Consider the following 19,327-nt stretch of genomic DNA (forward strand, 5'->3'; position numbering starts at 1 on the left):
CCACTTAAAAGCAAAAACCTGTAAAACTTAACTCGCTGACGGATTTTTCTCTTTTTCAGCAACCTGCTAGAAATAATGGAAGATGAATAAAATACCCCCTGCCGACTTCAAAGGTTTGTCGCGGATGTCAGAGATTTTAATTTTGAGTGAAAAAATCAAAAGGCAATTTCTCCGCATGACGGCTCCTGTGTGTCATTTTCTTTCCAATCTGGGCGTCAGTCCCAATGCAATTTCCTTTACCGGTTTAATATTGAGTATGGTTGCGGGGGGCTTTTATGGTGGCGGTTTCTTTTTCCAGGGTGGATTGGTCTTAATCGTGGCGGGAATTTGTGACGTGCTGGACGGTCAAATGGCGAGGCAGTCCGGCAGGCATTCTCTGTTTGGAGCTTTTATTGACAGTGCGATAGACCGGTTCAGTGAAATTTTTATTTTTATTGGATTTGCCTGGTATTTTTCCGACAACTCCGGTAGCGAGGCAGGTGCGATCCCCGGTTCCTGGGTGGTGTCGATCATTATTTTAGCGCTATCCGGTTCGTTTATGGTCAGCTACACACGGGCCCGCGCCGAAGGTCTTGGCGTGGATTGCAAGGTCGGGTGGATGCAAAGACCGGAACGAATAGCGCTTCTGGTTTTGGGGTCGTTGCTGGCCGGGATTCTCGATGGGGGACAACTTGTGATGATAGGAACCCTGTCACTAATCGCTGTCCTCAGTAACTACACGGCGATTCAAAGAATATTATATGTCAGGAACCAGCTTGCCAAGAAGAGTCAGGAGAGGTGATTTTTTTCTAATAATTTTGGCAGATCCCGAATCAATAAAAATAAAATGAAAATGAGAAGTCCATTGCGCACGTTCAAGGTAATTACCATGGCCGGGTGAAACGTGTTCAGAAAATCGTAAAGGTGTGGAAATAACACCTGGGTCAGCATTGACGTGAAAAGAAACAGGCCGCTGATTTTCCACAGATTTGGATGAACGCTTACCAGAACGGCCATTAAAGGTCCGATCCAGATCATGTACTGAGGGGAAAATACCTTGTTGGTGAGCATGAATGCTAAAAGCGATATCAGGGTCAGCAAGATCATTTGACTGGCAACCCGACAGTCGGGATCTTCCGTTTTGCTTTCAGGCAGACGGTTTTTCCACACGCTCCGGGTGATGAAAATCGTTATTGCAGAAAACAGTAATGGTGAGATGAGTTTAATCCCATCGGTGAGAGAGGAAACAACATTCGAAGAGCCGTAGGAGACGTCATGCGTGACCGCGTATCCGAACATGCGAGCCAGCAACAGGAGTCCGGCATACACCGATTCAATTTGAATTCCCCGGTCCATATGATAGGTGAAACTTTCCAGATAACCGGCGCCGAAAACAACATAAAACCCCGCATTCAGGGCAATCAGCCCCACTCCTAACCCTAAGACAGCGGCGATGGCATTTGCTAAGCGCGGTGATTCTTTTTGATAGATAAGTAAAACCAGCAACGCGGATATCATGACGAGGCCGGGTACGATCTTGGTCAGCACTCCGATGGCCGTGACAAAACCAAACAAGGCCAACCCGTAATAGGATCGTTTTCCCTTTTGCCTGAGGGCGTGAACGAATACCAGAGTGGAAACCAAAATGCAGGTGACGACCACGTGATCGAAGCGTGAGGTGACAATGCCTCCCAAGAGAATCAAAAATCCGAGAGACCACCAAAGCATACGGTTCATCTGAGTTGTAGAGGGCCTTCCGCCTATAACGAGATGGATTCCCAGGTACAGGTTGACCAGGTAAAGAAACCCAAGCCAGGCAGAAAGCCAGAATCGATAGTCCTCAAAATTATTTGCCAGTAACGCTGGCAATGAAATCGTGAGAAGAGCCCCTGGTTGATATTCGATAGGAATATCCCGGTAAGGCCAGGGGCGGTTATTTTGGGTTTGGAAGTTATCCTTCTCAACCCAATAATTAATGTCTCCATTCAGAGTCAGCTTGGCGTAGCGATAATACAACTCTGCTTCTTCATGCGTGCTGTAGTACCAGACCACAAAACCCCAGGGACCGTGTTCGTCCATGATGGCTTTGGCCATGGGGGCGACGGCAGGGTCCTTGGCGATCGACTTGATATGATTCCATTCCTTGTGGGTGTAGCCCAATTGGAACAAACCCAGAAAAAGAAATCCGTGCAGGGCAATGGCCAAAACGACGGTTCGGGATTGCCACCAGTTTTTAGACTGCATGGATGCTATTAATGTTCGCAAACGGAACCTGATTGGCTGAAAAGGCAAGGGGGGATAGGAAGAGAAAGTGAAGGCAGTTGATTTATGAGTTGGATCATTTTCCCTGAGAAGTTAGTTTAAGCCGAGAGTTAGCGTCGCTAATCAACTTCACTGCCTCTTTTGCTCAAAGTTTCAGGATAGGGAGTTCGCCCGGTTTCAGATAGATGTGTTTTTTTTTCAGATGTATAGGAAGAAAACTTTTTCATGTTTTTAAACCGTCCCAAAAACCCAAGTTGCAGGACCCTTAGTGCTGCCTCTACGGCGATTCCAAAAGAGAATTTTGATTCTCCATCCCGCCGTTCCGTGAAAATAATGGGAATCTCCTCGATGCGAAACCCACTTTTATAGGCCAAAAAACTCACTTCGATTTGAAAGCCGTAGCCATCGCTTTTTACTTCATCCCAGCTCAGGTGTTCGAGCACATCCCGGTGGATGGCCTTGAAGCCGCCGGTCGGGTCGGTCAGCGGCAGGCCGGAGATCACTCGGGTGTAGATCCCCGCACAGATGCTGACCAGCAACCGCCTCAGCGGCCAGTTGATAACGCTGATGCCCTGCAAATACCGGGAGCCGATGGCCATGTCGGCACCCTGTTCGATAGTGTGCAGCAATCGAGGAATGTCCTTGGGATCATGCGAAAGGTCGCTGTCCATTTCCATACAAACATCGTATCCCTGTTTCAAACCCCATTGGAATCCTTCCTTGTAAGCCGTGGCCAGTCCCTGCTTTCCCGGCCTCAGCAATAGAAAAAGCCGTTTTTCAAATGCCGGATGGTTTTTAGCAAGGTCGGCGGTGCCATCGGGGGAGGAGTCATCCACAACCAGAATATTCACAGCAGACGGCAGGCTCAGTAACGCATCCACCACCTGAATCAAGGAAGCGGCTTCATTGTAAGTGGGAAGGATGACCAGGGCGCGTGTGATTTTTCGTTTGGCGTTATTGTTAGAGGCCATTTTATTCCGAATAAAATACTAGAAAAATCAGGGTTTTCATGGGGGAACAAGGCGTTATTATACTATTCACTTGGGAAAAGTCACTTGAATAAAAAAGTTATAACTAGTTGTTTTCTATAGGTATTTTTATGTTTTGGTTCGGAGGCATTTTTTTAGGCTTATAAATGACGAAGGGTCGTTCCACGAAACTCAGAGCATAATGCTTTTTCATCAAGTCCAAAAAACCGGGCGGGAAATGAACTTCCCCGTAAAACCGATCGACTCCAAGCGATGAATGTTTTTCCATAGCATCTTCCAGTTGATCCAACGGAGCCCCGGACCAGTCGAGCAAGATAATGGCTTCAAAAAACTGGTCCTTTAATCTCCGAATGAAGTCTTCATGGACGACAGGAGATTTTTGCGCCAGAAGCCGGAGACTGAAAGCGTCCAGAACGAAGGGGCGCTGTCCCATCAACAAGGGAACCAGTGGGTTTTCGCTGAGGATATTTTTATTCTCCGGTCCCAATTTTTCAGCAAGGGTTTGGATGGTAGTACGCGTCGGTCTGCCAACAGATTCGATATGGTCTTTAATGGAAAGGGTACCTGGAATCCACATGAACAAAATTCCGATAACTGTAAACAAAAAATAGAGATTATAAGCGCTGGAAAACTTCTGGTTGGTTTGAAATTGAGAAGCGGTAACCAGAATGCAGGCGATGAGTAAGTCGATCAGGTGGTTGCTGTCCGTTCCCGGTGAGGAGAAAATTAAAAAGGTCGAAACCAGAGTGAAGCAGAAATAAAGTGTGATGAAAGATTTGCATTGAGCGGTCAGGGTCATCGTTACCAGATAAATCGCGAGCCCTAACAGGGCAAGAAAGAAGGGGTCTTGAACGATGACGGTCAGGAACCAGAGCGGTGTTTTTAAAGCGTAGGTTAAATTGAATCCTCCCAGAGCGCAGGCCTGAAAAGAGGCCAGGGCTTTGCCATGACTCCATTCATTAACCCCAAAAAGCAGGCCCAGCGTTGTCACTGCCGTCAGACCGGTCAGAGTGATGGCTGAAGATTTCTTTTTCTGGATAAGAAACAAGAAAGCGATCGTGACCAGACCGCCGATCGTCGTGAACTTAGTGAAGATGGCGCCTGTAAAGAAGACGGCGCTCAGAGTTAAATGTCCCCTGGAGTTTGTTCGTAAATGTTTCAAGGCAAACACAATTCCCCAAACATTCAACCCCGCTGCCAGGAAATCACCCCTGAATTCCAGGGTCAATAGTTGAAAAGCTATGGAGGCATGAACCAGGAAAGTAAAGGCAAGAGCGAAGTTTTTTTTAATCCCCAATTGTCGGAGAAGAACGTAACTTCCCCAATCCAGAAATACGATGGTTGACAGTGATAACAGCAAGCCGGAGAGAACGGGGTCGTTGAAATAAGAGATGAGGATGCCGTAGAGGACGAAAAACAGCGGCATATAGCGGGTGCCGCCGTAGCCGGTGTCATCAAAAACTGGCCGGTAAAATACCCCTTCGGCGAAGTCGTTTGCCAAAGCGGCCCAAACGCCGCTGGTATTTCCCGATGGAATCCCTCCCCGCCAAAACCACAGGATAAGAGCCACCGAACCCAATAGAGCGATCCCGCTGGCCATCTTGAGAAGCAGGACACTGAACCGTGGTTCCAGGATTTTTATTATAAATGACAAGTCAGGTTGCCGGTTTTAATTGGTAAAATTTGTCCATGGACCATCCGACGAACAGGCCATAGACTGCGCCCCAAAGGGCATCCAGAATATAATGATGGTTGAGGTAAACAACTGAAAAGCAAATAAGGAGAAAAAATAGGACAGAGAAAATACGTAGCGATCTAAACCTGAAGGAAAAATACATCAATAGTGTTGGAAAGGCGACATGGCCGGAGGGAATGGCCCCAAATGGATTTGGGCAATTGGCGTAAACGTCGGCCATTAAATTAATTCCGAAAATTGCGTCGAACCGAAGCGCCCCAGCAGCGCTGGGAAGTATGTCCAATTGTGCAGGTCCCAACCCATATTGCTCAACATACCAGGGAGGGGCGGCAGGGTACCAAAAGTAAGTGGAACAGCTTAGAATATTCAACCAGAATATCCCCCACATCAAAGCGTGGGATTTGACTTGTATCTGTCCCGCTGTCAGAGGGGAACCTTCTCTCGCTCCCAAAAAAAAACGGAAATAAATGGCCATCCCCAAACAAATGAAGATGAAAGCCAGGTAAGCAAGACTGGTAATGATATCCAACACCGGATGCGTGTGGTTTTGCAGCCATTGGCTGGGCAAAAGCCTTCCCTCTGAGGTTTCAATGCCAAAAAACTTCATGTCAAACTGATAAGGCTCTGTAACCCGAACTTCTGCCCGGATCAAATCGGCGTAATAGGCCTGGCTGTCATATATGATCAGAAATAATATAAAAGGCAGGAAAAAAAGATAAAGGCTTTGTGTGCGCGGACCTCCATAATATGCGAACGCAAGTAAAATGACCACCAGATGGTCCGGTCGCAATCCACCCAGAGCGAAGTGAACTATCAAAAAAACCATCACCAGAGTCAATGGCAGAAGTTTTTGCAGAAGAGAGCGAGATTTCCACCATTGGAGCCATTGTTCAAACAACGTGGTGGTTTGGGAATTTGTCTTTAGGGTGCTGTCCTGAACTCGATCCATTTCCGGCATTCAAAGGGTCCTGATGTTGTGATTTGGGCGGTAAACTCTTAATATAGAAGCTTAAAGTTAATCCGATCTACCATAGCATAAATTTATTCCGGTAACGGTTTCTTAAGTTAATGAGATCAATGTCAAATTTATTTGATTCTTCCAAAATATAATTATGAAAGCGATCTATCTTATTCGTCACGGTGTCGCAAATACCGCATTTCAAATACGCGAGGAAAAAGACCCGTTGCCGACTGAAAGTGAGGTTTTGATTGATGTTGAAGTTTCCGGGCTGAATTTCGCCGATGTTCTGGCTCGACGGGGACTCTATCCCGATGCACCAAAAATTTCTTGTGTGCTGGGTTACGAGGTGGTTGGAAGAGTGGTTTCAGTGGGCCATGAGATTAAGAAATTGAGTGCCGGTGACCGGGTACTGGCGTTCACTCGGTTCGGAGGATACGCTTCGAAGGTGGTGGCCAACCCAATGGCTGTTGTGAAAATTTCTGAAGAGATGGATGCCGGGGTTGCGGCGGCAATGGCCACACAGTATTGCACCGCCTGGTTCGCGGCGGAGGAAATGGTCCGGCTCTTTCCGGGAGATCGTGTTCTCATTCAGGCGGCGGCGGGAGGCGTGGGGACGGCTCTGGTGCAAATCGCCAAACGCCGTGGTTGTGTGGTTTTCGGTACTGCCGGTTCATCAGCGAAACTGGATTATCTAAAGACCATCGGCGTTGACCATCCCATTAATTACCGGCAACAGGATTTTTCCGGGGAAGTTCGAACCATCTGCGGAGATCAAGGGCTGGATGTGGTGTTTGATTCCATTGGCGGAAAAACGTTTCGCCAGGGATACAATCTACTCACCTCTGGAGGCCGGATTGTTACTTTCGGCGTGGCGGGGATGACCGGCAGTCGGTGGGATTTTTTACGTGTCTTGCGGACCGTGTTGGGGTTCGGTTTCTTTCATGGACTTCAGTTAATTTCCAATTCAAAAAGTGTTATTGGGGTAAATATGCTGCGAATCGCGGAGGATAAGCCCGACGTTCTGCAGCGTTGCATGCGTACTGTGGTGGATTTGGCCGAAAAAGGGGAACTGAGCCCAAAAGTGGGTGGTGAGTACCCGGCGGACCGGGTTGCCGATGCGCATGCGTTTCTGGAAAATCGGCAGTCTACCGGAAAAGTTGTTCTGCGCTGGAAGGAGTGAGGTTCATGATGAGGTGGCTTGAATGGAATTTCTGGTAGCGTCGATGATTTGATCGGTTTCAACCGTGGTCATTTTATCCAGGATTTTCTCCTCATGGTCCGGGCGGACGATGCGGCTGAATCCTGTCAGATTGGGGTCGAAGATAAATTTCCAAAGCACCTTCGTCCAGGACGTATGGTAAAAGAGGTCATTATAATATTCTGGCGCAACTTTTCTGATTTTGGGAAGCCGTGACCAGGGAACCATCATGAAATCGTGATGTTCATTATGGTAACCGACGTTGAAACATAATTTATTTAAGGGACCGTAATAAGAGTAGGTTTCTTGTCCTGGGCGAAAAATATAATGCTCCTGAATCCATCGACCGCCTAACGGGTGCAGTCCAATGCCGAACATGCATGATAGAACCAGATAAAAGAAAGCAGAGCCGCCGAAAAAATAAAAAATCAAAAGGCCTGCTCCAATTGAAGACATGCCGTTGATCACTCCCCAGGCTTCCAGCAGGTTTATTTTTTTCAAGCGGGCGGGGCGAACAAGACCGAGAATGGCGGTAAAAAAAAGTAAACTCAGGGCTTTGCGAAACGGACCGTTTCCTATCCAGGCGGCCTCTTCAGGGCCGGCAAGGTCAGCGTCCCAACCCAATTCTCCCATATTGCGGTGATGCAACAAGTGAAAATTGCGGAATCCGATGGCCGCTGGGAAAAACCCCGGCAGATTGGCAATGATCGACAGCGCCTTGTTCCAGGAAGGTCGCTTGAACACCAGGTTGTGAGCGCAATCGTGAATAATCACAAAAAGAGCGTGCTCAAGAAATGCCCCAAGAATCCATGCCGCCAAAATAACAACCCACCATGCGGCATTTTCCAAACCGATGGCAAGGGAGAATTGAACGCCGACAATGCATATTGCCCACACGGCAGTGGAAGGAGTGTGTCCAAAAAGAGTGCGGATTTCCGGATATTTTTTTAAAAGTTCTTTCGTCCGGCCAATATGGGGTTCTGGGTGGGCCACATGAAAGTAATCTAACTTTTCCATGATAGCTTAATCCTTTTCAGGAGGCCGGCTGAGGAACCGTTGCATGTTCCTTGAGACGTTGTGCCCTTAAATCCTGAGTGTGGAAACATTTGAAGAAAATACCCAAAATATAAACACGGAAAAAGAACCACAAAATGTTTTTCTCAATCAAAACAGGGTTGATGTTGTTTTCGATTTTTGAGTGCAGGACGGGGAGCTGGCTCCAATGAAGTTTGGGAGATTCGTGGTGTGCACCATGATACCCATTATTTAAGAGCAGGTAGTTTGAAGGTTTCCCGATAAAATCCCGCGTGTGATTCCAGCGAGAGTCTCGATCAGCATGAATGTGCTGGACGTAGTTAAAAAAGAGGACTGTGGTTAGGGCCGTTTGCTGTGGAATGAAAATAAATAAAAGAGCTTTCTTCCAATCCCAGATAATGGCGATGATCATCATGCTGGCAAAGACAACAAATTGTGAAATATATTTGTAACAACGCTGGCGGTTTTTTTTCCAAAGTTTTTTGAGGAAAACAAAATGAGACGGCAGTTGAGCCCGGGTTGTTGCCATTGGATAGATCAATAGAGTAAGAATATTATTATTTTTTCCAACCAAGTCGGTTCGTGACGTGTCTCCGTCTTGGTTGTTCAAAACATGATGACTCATCACATGGGTTGGGATCCATCCGCAGATAGGGTAACCGTAAAAAAAAGTAAGCCAGTAATCGGTTAAAAGGTTGAGCGTTTTAGACTTCCAAAGGGGAATATGAATGTGGTTGTGAACCATGATGCTCACTGAAACGGCTAGAATTAGGCAGGGAATATAAAGAAGAAGTACAATCTCTCCAATTTTCCATTGCACAATCAACAGGGCGGTGATGGCAGTCATAAAAAAGAGAGTTCGAATATCTTCTTTATATTGGAGCATTAGCTGGTTCCGGGGGTTGTTTGGCGCGTGTTCTGGGGATTGGGCGTGAAGGAAAGCTCTCTAAATAAAAGAGCCGGTACTTAAACCAGAGAACCCACCATTGGATTGGAAAAAAATATATATGAGAAACGAGACTGTGTCAACGCATAAAACTCTCTATATCCGGCAGTGAGATTGAAGTCTTTTCGGAAAATGAAATGAAAAGTATTGTTTTGTCGTCAACCCTCATTGTTTAATGGGAAATGCAGTTTGAATGTGATCGTTGGGCGGAGCTTTGTTTACATGCTATGGGAATGATTATTAATATTTTTGTTGTCTGGATTTTATTTTGATGAAATTTGAAGTTGGGAATAATGACTGATTCCTCCCCCATTTTTTCCCATAAATTAAAAATTGCTTTGGTTTGCGACTGGTATTTGCCGCAAATGGGCGGGACGGAGATGCATATGCGGGATTTGGCGGATCGGCTTCAGCAAGAAGGCCACGAGGTGCATGTCATCACCCCCTATCCCGGCGACGAGGACGGAGAAAGCTTTCACATCCACCGGCTGAACGTTCCTTTATTGCCATATGCCGGTTGTATCTATACTCGAAGCGCGTTCAGGAAAATAGAATCTCTTTTAAAAAGGGAAGCGTTCGATGTCGTGCATTGTCACGCCAACATCATATCACCCACAGCTTATGGAAGCCTTTATCTGAGCCGGAAACTGGGAATTCCTGCGGTAATAACCTGGGACTCCATCCTGGGTCCGTACCGCTGGGGGCTGGCTTTTTTGGACTGGATTTATAAATGGTCCCTCTGGCCGGTCCTATTTTCCGGGGTGAGCGAGGTTGTGGCCGCCGGAGTCAAAACCCTGGTAAAAAATAAAAACGTGGCGGTGTTGCATAATGCATTGAATGTAATTGAATGGAAAGTGACCCCTGTCGAGAGAGATGCTGACGAAATTTGGATCGTTTCCGTCATGCGATTGTATAGAAAAAAACGCGGATCAGCCCTGGTTGGTATCATGCCCGAAGTTCTTGAACGTCTTCCCTCGAACCTCCGAGTGAAATTAAAGATCATTGGCAAAGGCCCCAAGCGGAATAGCCTGGACGTGCAGATCAAGCGTTTGGGCCTGGAAGGCATCGTGGAGCTTACGGGGTATAAAACGCGGGATGAAATACGAGAACTATTTTCCCGGACGGATATTTATGTCCAACCGACGCGGTGGGAATCCTTTGGCATCGCGGCTCTTGAAGCCCGTTGCGCCGGATTGCCTGTTGTCGCTAAAATCAAGGGGGGCGTTAAAGGATTTATCCGGCACGGTCAGGAAGGACTTCTGGCAAAGTCCGATCAGGAACTGGCGGATCATCTGGTCCGCCTGATAACTGATCCCAAACTGCGAGAATCCATTGCCCGCCATAATCGGGAGGTGGTGCCCCCTTTGGATTGGAAAGAAGCTATGCGCGAACACGAGGCGTTGTATCGTCAGGCCATCGGATTGGTGCAGACAGCATCCGGGAAAAAAGCAGAAGGCAAGTGAGTGGTGGTATGATGTTGGAGACCTTACCTTGAAAGTCCGAAATGGGCAGTTTGAGGTCGGGGGTATATTCCCCGGTCAATCCTTATTAAAATCTTTGCCATCGCAAAAATTACAGCCTGCCCAAGAACTGTATTCCATATCACCCGTGTTTGGTTCTCCACACCAACCACAGTTTTGCAAAAACTCAAAAACTTCAAAGCAAGATGCGCATATATATTCCTCATTTTTGGTCAAGACTATCGTATGGTAACCATCACATAGCTTTTTGCTTTTTTATTTCTTCTTTTAGATTGTCAAATACGACTGCTCTCTAAGAAGATGGTGCAGGAAATACCAAGCGGCAAGCTGCTTTTTGATTATTTCTTGCTTTTGTCTGCTATCAGCATCAGCAGAATGAGCCTCATGGAAGAAATGAATCATTTTATTTCGATGGTTGGCCACCTCACGAAATTCTTCCAGGGCTCTTTTTGAAATACCACTACGAACCACCTTTGCCAATCGATTGGCGGCTTCATCAAGCGTTACAGAAATAAAATCTCCCGCAATAAACTTATCCCAATTCGGTTCCTGGCGCTTAGATATGACCAAGGTCCAGTGCTCCTGCATCAACCGCGCTTTAATAAAAAGCTCAATTGATGCGTGGAAATGAATTACCGAGTATTTAGGATGGTCATTTAGTTCGTCTATCGCCCTAGCTAAAAAATCCAGAGCATTTTCAACAAGGCGGTCGAATATTAAATCTTTATTCATAAAATTAATTAGCAGGTTGCTGAAAAACTATTCTTGGGATCCTGAAATGTTAATTTCAAGTTTGCTGTTATCTTAAGAAAGAGTAGCACAGGTTTTCCAACCTGTGCGCACAGTCTGGAAAGACTGTGCCACTTAAGAAACAAAAATTTGCAAAGCCAGGTTCACCGACAAAATTTTTTCTTTTTCAGCAACCCGTTAGGTCAGGGGCGTTTCAACTTTGGCAGGCTCCGGACGGAAAGGGTAGAAATTGCGAATCAGGAGAATGATGTATCCTGTCCCTATCAGGGGAATCAAATAGCAAACGTGTTGAACGAGTGCCACTCCCAACGCCTGTTCTGGCGGCAACCCTAAATATTGATAAACAAAAAATACGGTGGCCTCATAAATTCCCAGATTGCCGGGAGCCACGGGAACCAGGGTGACCAGACTGACTGAGGCCAGGATCGTAAAAATAGTCCATACAGGCAAATCAAGGCCAAAACTTTTTTGCACCATAAATATCGCCAGAGCTTCTGCACCCTTCATCGCCAGCGCCATCCCCATACCCACTGAAAAAACCCTGAAATTCCGCAAAGCCTCCATGTGATGCGCCCATCGGGAAATAAAATTCCAGACTTTTTCCAGTCGGGGATGGGATTGTTTATCCATGAAAGCCTTGAACTGCTGATGCCGGTGCGCGAAAAAAAACAGGACTGTGAAAAGAATAAAAATACCAACAAAGGCTAAGAGAATTCCCTGCTTCATCCAATCGGGAATGGGAGTGAGAAGGACCACCAGTAAAAAAAGCGACATTTTGGCAAAGCCTTCAGCAAATTGATCGAGTGCCATCACCGACAAGGCCACGGCATGCCCAACCTTTTCCCTTTTGGCCAGAAGAACCACCGCCAGGGCCTGCCCGGCCAGGAAAGGAACCGTGTTGCTGGTCATGGCCATGAGGGCGTTTATTTCCAGCATGTTTTTAAATCTTATATGATATCCCCTGGGAAGAAAATTGATCCACTGAGACGTTCCGAAAACCATGATGAGAAGATTGCCCATCACGGCCAGGATCAGCCAGAAAGGTCGGATATTTTTTAATTCACCCAGTAAGGAGTCCCATTGCAGTTTGCGAGCCACCAGGTATATAAAAATTGAAGCCACGGCCCAGGCTAACACCAAAAGCCACCTTCTATTTTTTGATTTTAAAGCCGAGGTCATGGATTGAGTAAAAATTCAGAGAAGGTTTTTTTTTCTAAAAGAGGTCTGCTATTTTTTCACCGGATGAAAACTTTCAGGCTAAAGATCCGCCATCCTTAAAAATTGAGCATTTTTTTGCTTAAAATGTCTTAAAACAGAGCGCAGACAATCCAAAGCGACTGGCCCCGTTTTAACCCTGCAATCCCATCGCAGACTTGTTTTTCGCCAGTCAACAAATTCCCAGGGATGAACGTATAAAACAACAGGGCTTGTCAATGCATTCAGGTAGGGCTTCAGAATCCATTCGGGCAGTCGGAGATGCGAGGAAGTCATGGAAACAGGAACTCGTCTGAGTGGGGGGGGTAATGATTTTTGATAATAAGAGAGCTTGTACTTGGCCTGAGAAGAGTCCAGCAGAAAACCTTCATCCTGCAGTAATCCCAGATAGATTTCAGGAAATTTCAAATAGGGAGCCCTGAACGAAGTTACAGAAGAGAATTGGCGAAGGGTGTTGGCGGATTTTTGAATGTCCTCCCGCGCACATTGCTCATCAAGAGTGGTAAAGTCCGCATGGGCAAATCCGTGACTTCCCAGTTCGTGTCCCAGGGAAACCAGCTTTTCCACCTTTTCAGGATACATTTCAGCCACTTGTCCGGTGGTGAAAAAGGTGGCAGGCACGTTTTCTTCTTGCAGAACTTTAAGGAGCGGATCGGTCCCTTCTTCCATGCCCCGGAAAGAGTCCAGATAGGGCAGGCAGTCCGGTTCCATATCAATTGTAAAGCAAACTCTCAATAAACAGCCATCCCCATGAAATCAGTTTCTGCCATAAAATAGCGGAAACCTGATATTTTGAATACGCTCTTTTTCTGAAACCCTGATTCAGGCAAACACTGCGCTGATTTTACCTGCCTCAAAAAATGATTGCAAAAATATTCCTTTATGATTTAGTAGGGTGAAGATTGTCGTTCGACAAATTTATTATCCAAGCCAACCTCAAAAATTGACCCTGTGTTGAATCCTACCGCTCGTTTAATAGCATGGTTTGCTCTGGTAAGTATTGCCTCCTGCACATTTTCAGACCCTTATTGTCAAAATGAGGATTGCCTGAGCGCTTCCCTTGAGGAGGGCAATGTTGATTACAGGATTTTACTTGTTGGGGACGCCGGAGCTGATGTTGACCTGAAAGAAACGGACCGTCCGGTCAAAATTCCTTTGTTTACGGCAATGAAACGATTTGCCGAGTTGATGCCTTCCCGGACGGCGATTGTTTTTCTGGGGGATAATATTTATAGCAAGGGCCTGCCTGACATCAACGAACGCCCTTTGAAATCTGATGAAGATTGTGAGGGCCGGGCTTGTGCGGAGCGAAGACTCGATGCTCAGATCGAAATTTTAAAGGCAAGCAAAGCCCGTGGGATTTTTATCCCTGGAAACCATGACTGGGATAGTGGCGTTGAAAGGGGCTGGAAGCGTATCCAGAACCTGGAAAAATATATTGAGAATTCCAGAAAAAATGACAAGGTCGATGTCGTCATGATTCCAAAAGCCGGCTGTCCCGGACCGGTCACGGTGCCTCTGTCTGGTAAAGAGTCTGAAATCGCCTTGATAGGACTGGACACTCAATGGTGGTTGCATGAATATGAAAAACCCGAGAAAAATGACAACCCATCGGGTTGCGAATCGGTAACTGAAAATGAAGTCGTCCAATCGCTGAAGAAGCAGATTGATGAAGGAGCAAGCAACAATCGACACATTCTGCTTGTGGGTCATCATCCTTTAATAACCTATGGAAAACACTCGGGGTATCTTAACTACAAAGATTTGCTTGATCCTATCCATCTATTTTCTCAATTAATGATAAAAGTCGGATTTGGGGGACGTCAGGAAATGCCCAACCCCAACTATCTGGATATGAGAAAGAAAATCCAGGGAGTGATTCAGGAATCCGCAGGGGAGGGGAGCCCGCCATTAATTTATGCCGCAGGGCACGACCACAGCCTTCAAGTTATTAAGGGTCCGCAGGGAACAATGCATCTGGTCAGTGGCGCGGGGACGCCTTGGAAAGCATCCAGGGTCGGGCACAACGAAGGAACCCTGTTTTCTCACTCAAATAATATTTCGGGCGGATTCATGGCAGTGGACTTTATGCAATCCGGAAAAGTCCGGTTGGCGGCCATTGAACCGCGAGCCGATGGTGAGGAATGCCAGCACGATGGGGGAAGGGAATGTGTGGTTTTTTCAACCTGGATAAAATGAATCAAATATTTTAATTATCTAGAGGCAGGTTCCTGACCCTGTTTTTCTGAAGTCGATTTTTTTTGGAATTTTCGATAAAATTTTTGACAAAACTCATAGCCCTCAATGTAGGCATCTGAAATTCGAGTGAAAAATGTCATGGGACTTTCTTTCAAAGTCTTTCTGACGATATAAAATGTGAAGATAGATAACCAGATATTGGGTATCCACACAGAAAAAGTGGGGTTGATCACTCCATGCGCCCCTATATTCTGAGCAAAAACCAGAGTTATATAATACAACGCTATAATAATGACGCTGGCGATTATTCCTCCTGATTTTCCAGATCGACTCGATTTGATTCCCAAACTTGCCCCTGTCAACCCAAAAATGAGGCAGGCAAAGGGAATGGAGAAATTTTTACTGAGCCGGGCCTTGGACCTATCCGCATTTATTCCTTCGGCCGTTCTCTTGCGGATGTTTTCCTTAAGCTCAGTGTAAGAAACATCATCGTGTCTTTCGGTGAGTTTCTTTTTCAATTCTTCCATACTGGGGATTTGCAGATAGCGTTCGTAACGGTCAAAATTGAGGATATTATAGCTTTTCCCATTTTCTGTAATGTCGTGGACGGTTCCGTCCTGAAATTGGATTTTGATCTTAAAGTTCTCAGGGTCGGAAATTATGACCCCTTCTTTGGCCAAAATAACCTTTGACGCTCCCTCTTCAGAATGGTCTGCCACAAAAACATCTAATAATTGCTTATCTCCTTTTTTATCATTCGCATAAAGAACCAGGTTTTCAAAATCCCTGTTAAAAATTTTCGGCTTGATATCAATATGAGCCCGGTTCTGCACAATATCGAAGATGGTTTCCTTGAAGGAATGGGTTCCCCAGGGAATAGCATAAAATACAACAAAGTTAGTCGCGACATAAATTATAATGGAAAACAAAAAAACCGGCCGCATCAGGAAAAGAAAACTCCAACCACTGGCTTTCATCGCGACGTATTCGTTGTCCCCGCATAGCTGATTGAATACGGTAACCGAGGCCACCAAAACGCTCAACGGAAAACTCAGAACCATAAATACAGGACAGGTATAAGCCGTTAATTTCAATCCTTCCGCAAAGGTCAATCCCCGGCTGGCGAGCATTTGCGCCATATAAAGCATTTGTTCCAGTAAAAAAATAGTGGTCAGAAACAACACGCTAATAGAAAAAACCTTAACCAGCTCTATAAATATGTATCGATGAATCGTTTTCATTTAGTTGTTTTAAAGAAAATTGAAAACCTGTTTTTCTTCCGGGGAGGATCCTGCAATAGCTGATGGTTTTTCAACCGCAGAATCACTGAATTTTCGATCCATCGGCTATTGACGGCTCGATTTTGTAGATTTTATCTAAAATCTGTATTAAGTGAATGAGACGAATCTATTTTTCCTTAAAAATCTTTAGATTACAATGCCTTATTCAACTATTTAGGAAGATAATCAGGGGGAAGGTGTAGAGTTTAGGGGGACCACGGGCAATTGATATTCCTCAGCCTCTTCAATCGCCCACCCCCATTTCAAGGGATGGGCTCATCGGTGTGTTTTTTTGGGGGGCGGGTTTAAGAGGCAGGATGGGCCGAATTTATTTTCAGCATGGTTAAAACCCTTGAGCTTCGGTTGAATTGCACGTCACTGTCCAGTTCATTGATCCATTCGCAATGCATGCATGGATACCTGTCTTCCAATTCGGCGGGAAATTGAAAGGTATCATCAATTTTATTGGTTTTTTCGCATTCTGGATTTTTACAAATAAAACCGCAGATATGGTCTGCCATTTCGGGTCTCCAATATTTAGTGAATAGTGTTTTCAGAATGAGGTCGAAGAGGCTAATATTCCTGGATAAACAAGGTGTAATTAACGGAAAATTATTATAGCGTATTTACCAGGTAGGGCAACCCCGGCAATTCGTGAGATGCTTGGGTAATTAGTGGACGGCTTGGACCAAAATGATTTTTCTGTTATACTAAAAAAAACGGCTCGAAAGATAGTGCAGGTTTCCTCCATTAGGCCTTCGTTCTCAATTTCCAAAATAGGGACTTATAGCTTTAGTTATAAGTCTTTTCTTATCTCAAAAATCGACAATGATCATAGCTAATAATCTTGAAAAGTCATTTGGAGCCCAAAGTCTGTTTGAAGGGGTCTCCTTTCTAATTAACCAAGGCGAGCGCGTTGGGTTGGTAGGAAAAAACGGTTCGGGAAAATCAACCCTGTTCAAAATGATTTTGGGACAGGAGAAACCGGACTCGGGAGACATTACCTCCCCAAAAGGGTACCGCATCGATGCCCTGGAGCAGATCATTCGTTTCACCCAACCCACAGTCCTCAAGGAATGCATTACGGCTCTGAGCCCTGAAAAGCAATGGGACCATTACAAGGCCGAGATTATTCTTTCCGGGTTGGGTTTTTCGGAGCAGGATTTTCAAAAAGATCCTTCGACCTTCAGTGGGGGGTATCAGATCAGGATCAACCTTTGCAAGGCGTTGCTGGCCGACCCAAATATGCTTCTCCTGGATGAACCCACCAACTATCTGGACATCCTTTCCCTTCGCTGGCTCAAGGAGTATCTCATTAAATGGCCGGGAGAAATGTTGCTCATCACGCATGACCGCGATTTCATGGATAATGTCACCACTCATACTCTGGGTCTGCATCGAAAACAGGCAAGAAAAGTCCGAGGCGGGACCATTAAGTATTATGAGCAAATTATCCAGGAAGAAGAGACCTACGAGTTGACCCGAAAGAACATGGAGAGCAAGAAAAAAGAGATGCAGTCTTTGATAGACCGGTTTCGGGCCAAGGCATCCAAAGCTGCCATGGCGCAATCGCGGATGAAAATGATGGATAAAATGGGCACCATGGATAAGCTGGAAACCGAAAGGAACTTGGGGTTTAAATTCAATTATCTCGCCTGTCCGGGGAAAACCCTCATGAACATAAAAAACCTTTCCTTTTCCTATGGGGGAAAATCCACGGATAATATTTTCTCAGATATTTCGTTTTCCATTGGCAGGAGAGACCGTATCGGGATCATCGGGGCCAACGGCAAAGGAAAATCCACTTTGTTAAATTGTCTGGCTGAAGAGCTGACGCCAACCGCCGGCACCATCAGCAAACATCCTTCCACCAGCATAGGGCATTTTGGACAGACCAATATCGACCGGCTCGACCCGAAAAACCGGGTGCTGGATGAAGTCCTCAACTCCAACTCCAACCTTTCCCTGCAAGCCGCCCACAGTATATGTGGCGTCATGATGTTTGGCGGAGAATTGAGCAAGAAAAAAGTCAGCGTGCTATCTGGAGGAGAAAGAAGCCGTTTGCTCCTGGGGAAAATAATTTCTCACCCCACCAACCTGTTGCTTCTGGACGAACCTACCCATCACCTGGATGTTGAATCGATTGAATCCTTGATTGAGGAATTGAATGATTATGACGGCGCCCTGGTGATTGTCACCCACTCTGAACTCATTCTTAAAACTCTGGCTCAAAATTTAATTATTTTCCATCAGGGGAGGGCGGAGTATTTTCGCGGCGGGTACGAGGAATTTTTGGAAAAAGTGGGTTGGGAGGAAGAACAGGTCGCGGAGAAAAAGACAAAAGCCAAAGTAAATAAAAAAGATGCCCGAAGATTACGCGCCCTGGAGCGCCAAAAAACACAGTAAAATAAGCATGTGGTGGCCTTAAAAAATTCCACTATCGAAACGAAATCTCCATATTAACTTTGCTTAAATTTATCTAATTTCCTTCAACAATTATTTTCGCAGTCATTTCAGGATGATTCGAACAAATATAATCGACTGATTTAGTGATTTGTTTGGAATACGAATGTCCCTGCCGCATCATTTCAGATCGTATTTCTCCGGTCGCTTGGTCAAGAACCTGGTGTGGCTGGTAATCATTATTAACCCACTTCACAACATCCCCGGATTTAATCTTTAAAGAAGCAGGAAAAAATTTAAATCCGAATATTTTTACAACATGAACTTTAGCGTTCGGATCAACACTTGCTGCGTTTTGGGAAGAAGCACATGACAAGATAAAAAATAGGAATACTGGGATAATATATTTCAATTGCAGTTTCATAAACTTCTCCTTTAGGAAATATTTTAAACTCACGACTCTTATTACATATCAATAGATCAACTTCTTAAATTTTTCAAGTATTTTTGGTTAGCTTAATTACCGACGCTTGTGGATGCGGCGAATGTAAACCCATCTCCAAAGCTACCTCAAAACCCTGGCTCAAAATTTAATTATTTTCCATCAGGGGAGGGCGGAGTATTTTCACGGCGGGTACGAGGAATTTTTGGAAAAAGTCGGCTGGGAGGAAGAACAGGTCGCGGAGAAAAAGACAAAAGCCAAAGTAAGCAAACAGAGGCTCGAAGGTTACGCGCCCTGGAGCGCCAAAAAACACAGTAAAACTGGTAATTACACCTGAAGTCCTGGGTCGCTTCGTCCAAATTAGTTTGAGACCTGAAAATAAAAATTAGGCAATTTCTGATATTCATGCTATTGTTGGTATGTAAACAAGGGTTGTACAGTTGCAGTGTGAGTTGTTTTCTTCTAGTTTCTCGCCTAGGGTAAATCTAAAA

General features: G+C 45.5%; 18 protein-coding genes. 6 read left to right on the forward strand and 12 right to left on the reverse strand.

What is annotated here, in order from left to right; translation table 11 throughout:
• Positions 1 to 82: 82 nt before the first annotated feature.
• Positions 83 to 781 (forward strand): CDP-alcohol phosphatidyltransferase family protein, encoded by a 699-nt coding sequence (locus O3C58_03585; protein MDA0690944.1) that lies wholly within the window; start codon positions 83 to 85, stop codon positions 779 to 781.
• Here O3C58_03585 and O3C58_03590 read toward each other — a convergent pair.
• The 4 genes from O3C58_03590 to O3C58_03605 form a co-directional block, all read right to left on the reverse strand.
• On the reverse strand, positions 769 to 2,244 hold the full coding sequence (locus O3C58_03590; protein MDA0690945.1) for a hypothetical protein: 1,476 nt from the start codon (positions 2,242 to 2,244) through the stop codon (positions 769 to 771). The genes O3C58_03585 and O3C58_03590 overlap by 13 nt on opposite strands.
• 116 nt (positions 2,245 to 2,360) lie before the next feature.
• On the reverse strand, positions 2,361 to 3,212 hold the full coding sequence (locus O3C58_03595; protein ID MDA0690946.1) for a polyprenol monophosphomannose synthase: 852 nt from the start codon (positions 3,210 to 3,212) through the stop codon (positions 2,361 to 2,363).
• Between the two features lie 103 nt (positions 3,213 to 3,315).
• A complete protein-coding gene (locus O3C58_03600) occupies positions 3,316 to 4,884 on the reverse strand; it encodes a hypothetical protein (GenBank protein ID MDA0690947.1) in 1,569 nt (522 codons plus the stop codon).
• Position 4,885: 1 nt separating this feature from the next.
• Entirely contained in the window at positions 4,886 to 5,875 is a 990-nt protein-coding gene (locus tag O3C58_03605; protein ID MDA0690948.1) for a phosphatase PAP2 family protein, read from the reverse strand.
• 163 nt (positions 5,876 to 6,038) lie between these two features.
• On the opposite strand from O3C58_03605, the gene O3C58_03610 reads away from it, so the two are divergent.
• Entirely contained in the window at positions 6,039 to 7,067 is a 1,029-nt protein-coding gene (locus O3C58_03610) for a zinc-binding dehydrogenase (GenBank protein MDA0690949.1), read from the forward strand.
• A gap of 3 nt (positions 7,068 to 7,070) precedes the next feature.
• On the opposite strand, the gene O3C58_03615 is transcribed toward O3C58_03610, so the two are convergent.
• Positions 7,071 to 8,102: a fatty acid desaturase gene (locus tag O3C58_03615; GenBank protein ID MDA0690950.1), complete on the reverse strand. Its 1,032-nt coding sequence runs from the start codon at positions 8,100 to 8,102 to the stop codon at positions 7,071 to 7,073.
• Positions 8,103 to 8,118: 16 nt separating this feature from the next.
• Positions 8,119 to 9,006: a fatty acid desaturase gene (locus tag O3C58_03620; GenBank protein ID MDA0690951.1), complete on the reverse strand. Its 888-nt coding sequence runs from the start codon at positions 9,004 to 9,006 to the stop codon at positions 8,119 to 8,121.
• Positions 9,007 to 9,359: 353 nt separating this feature from the next.
• On the opposite strand from O3C58_03620, the gene O3C58_03625 reads away from it, so the two are divergent.
• Positions 9,360 to 10,529, forward strand: a complete 1,170-nt coding sequence (locus O3C58_03625) for a glycosyltransferase family 4 protein (protein ID MDA0690952.1) — start codon at positions 9,360 to 9,362, stop codon at positions 10,527 to 10,529.
• Positions 10,530 to 10,814: 285 nt separating this feature from the next.
• Here the strand turns inward: O3C58_03625 and O3C58_03630 are convergent, their stop codons facing one another.
• The 3 genes from O3C58_03630 to O3C58_03640 form a co-directional block, all read right to left on the reverse strand.
• Positions 10,815 to 11,279 carry a hypothetical protein gene (locus O3C58_03630; GenBank protein MDA0690953.1) on the reverse strand — a complete coding sequence of 155 codons (465 nt, stop codon included), beginning with the start codon at positions 11,277 to 11,279 and terminating at the stop codon, positions 10,815 to 10,817.
• Between the two features lie 195 nt (positions 11,280 to 11,474).
• Positions 11,475 to 12,434 (reverse strand): lysylphosphatidylglycerol synthase transmembrane domain-containing protein, encoded by a 960-nt coding sequence (locus O3C58_03635; protein ID MDA0690954.1) that lies wholly within the window; start codon positions 12,432 to 12,434, stop codon positions 11,475 to 11,477.
• Between the two features lie 120 nt (positions 12,435 to 12,554).
• Positions 12,555 to 13,223, reverse strand: coding sequence for a polysaccharide deacetylase family protein (locus tag O3C58_03640; protein MDA0690955.1), 669 nt, complete (start codon positions 13,221 to 13,223; stop codon positions 12,555 to 12,557).
• 240 nt (positions 13,224 to 13,463) lie between these two features.
• Between O3C58_03640 and O3C58_03645 the strand changes: the two genes are divergently transcribed.
• Positions 13,464 to 14,711, forward strand: a complete 1,248-nt coding sequence (locus tag O3C58_03645) for a metallophosphoesterase (protein ID MDA0690956.1) — start codon at positions 13,464 to 13,466, stop codon at positions 14,709 to 14,711.
• 14 nt (positions 14,712 to 14,725) lie between these two features.
• Here O3C58_03645 and lptF read toward each other — a convergent pair whose 3' ends face one another.
• Together lptF and O3C58_03655 are read right to left on the reverse strand one after the other, a co-directional pair.
• A complete protein-coding gene (lptF, locus tag O3C58_03650) occupies positions 14,726 to 15,952 on the reverse strand; it encodes an LPS export ABC transporter permease LptF (protein ID MDA0690957.1) in 1,227 nt (408 codons plus the stop codon).
• Positions 15,953 to 16,296: 344 nt separating this feature from the next.
• On the reverse strand, positions 16,297 to 16,512 hold the full coding sequence (locus O3C58_03655) for a hypothetical protein (GenBank protein MDA0690958.1): 216 nt from the start codon (positions 16,510 to 16,512) through the stop codon (positions 16,297 to 16,299).
• Between the two features lie 307 nt (positions 16,513 to 16,819).
• On the opposite strand from O3C58_03655, the gene O3C58_03660 reads away from it, so the two are divergent.
• Positions 16,820 to 18,397, forward strand: coding sequence for an ABC-F family ATP-binding cassette domain-containing protein (locus O3C58_03660; GenBank protein ID MDA0690959.1), 1,578 nt, complete (start codon positions 16,820 to 16,822; stop codon positions 18,395 to 18,397).
• Positions 18,398 to 18,470: 73 nt separating this feature from the next.
• Here the strand turns inward: O3C58_03660 and O3C58_03665 are convergent, their stop codons facing one another.
• Entirely contained in the window at positions 18,471 to 18,818 is a 348-nt protein-coding gene (locus O3C58_03665) for a plastocyanin/azurin family copper-binding protein (GenBank protein MDA0690960.1), read from the reverse strand.
• Between the two features lie 223 nt (positions 18,819 to 19,041).
• On the opposite strand from O3C58_03665, the gene O3C58_03670 reads away from it, so the two are divergent.
• On the forward strand, positions 19,042 to 19,173 hold the full coding sequence (locus O3C58_03670; protein ID MDA0690961.1) for a hypothetical protein: 132 nt from the start codon (positions 19,042 to 19,044) through the stop codon (positions 19,171 to 19,173).
• Positions 19,174 to 19,327 lie beyond the last annotated feature (154 nt).

The sequence above is a fragment of the Nitrospinota bacterium genome (genome assembly GCA_027619975.1).
In the GTDB taxonomy this organism is placed as follows: Bacteria; Nitrospinota; Nitrospinia; order Nitrospinales; family VA-1; genus JADFGI01.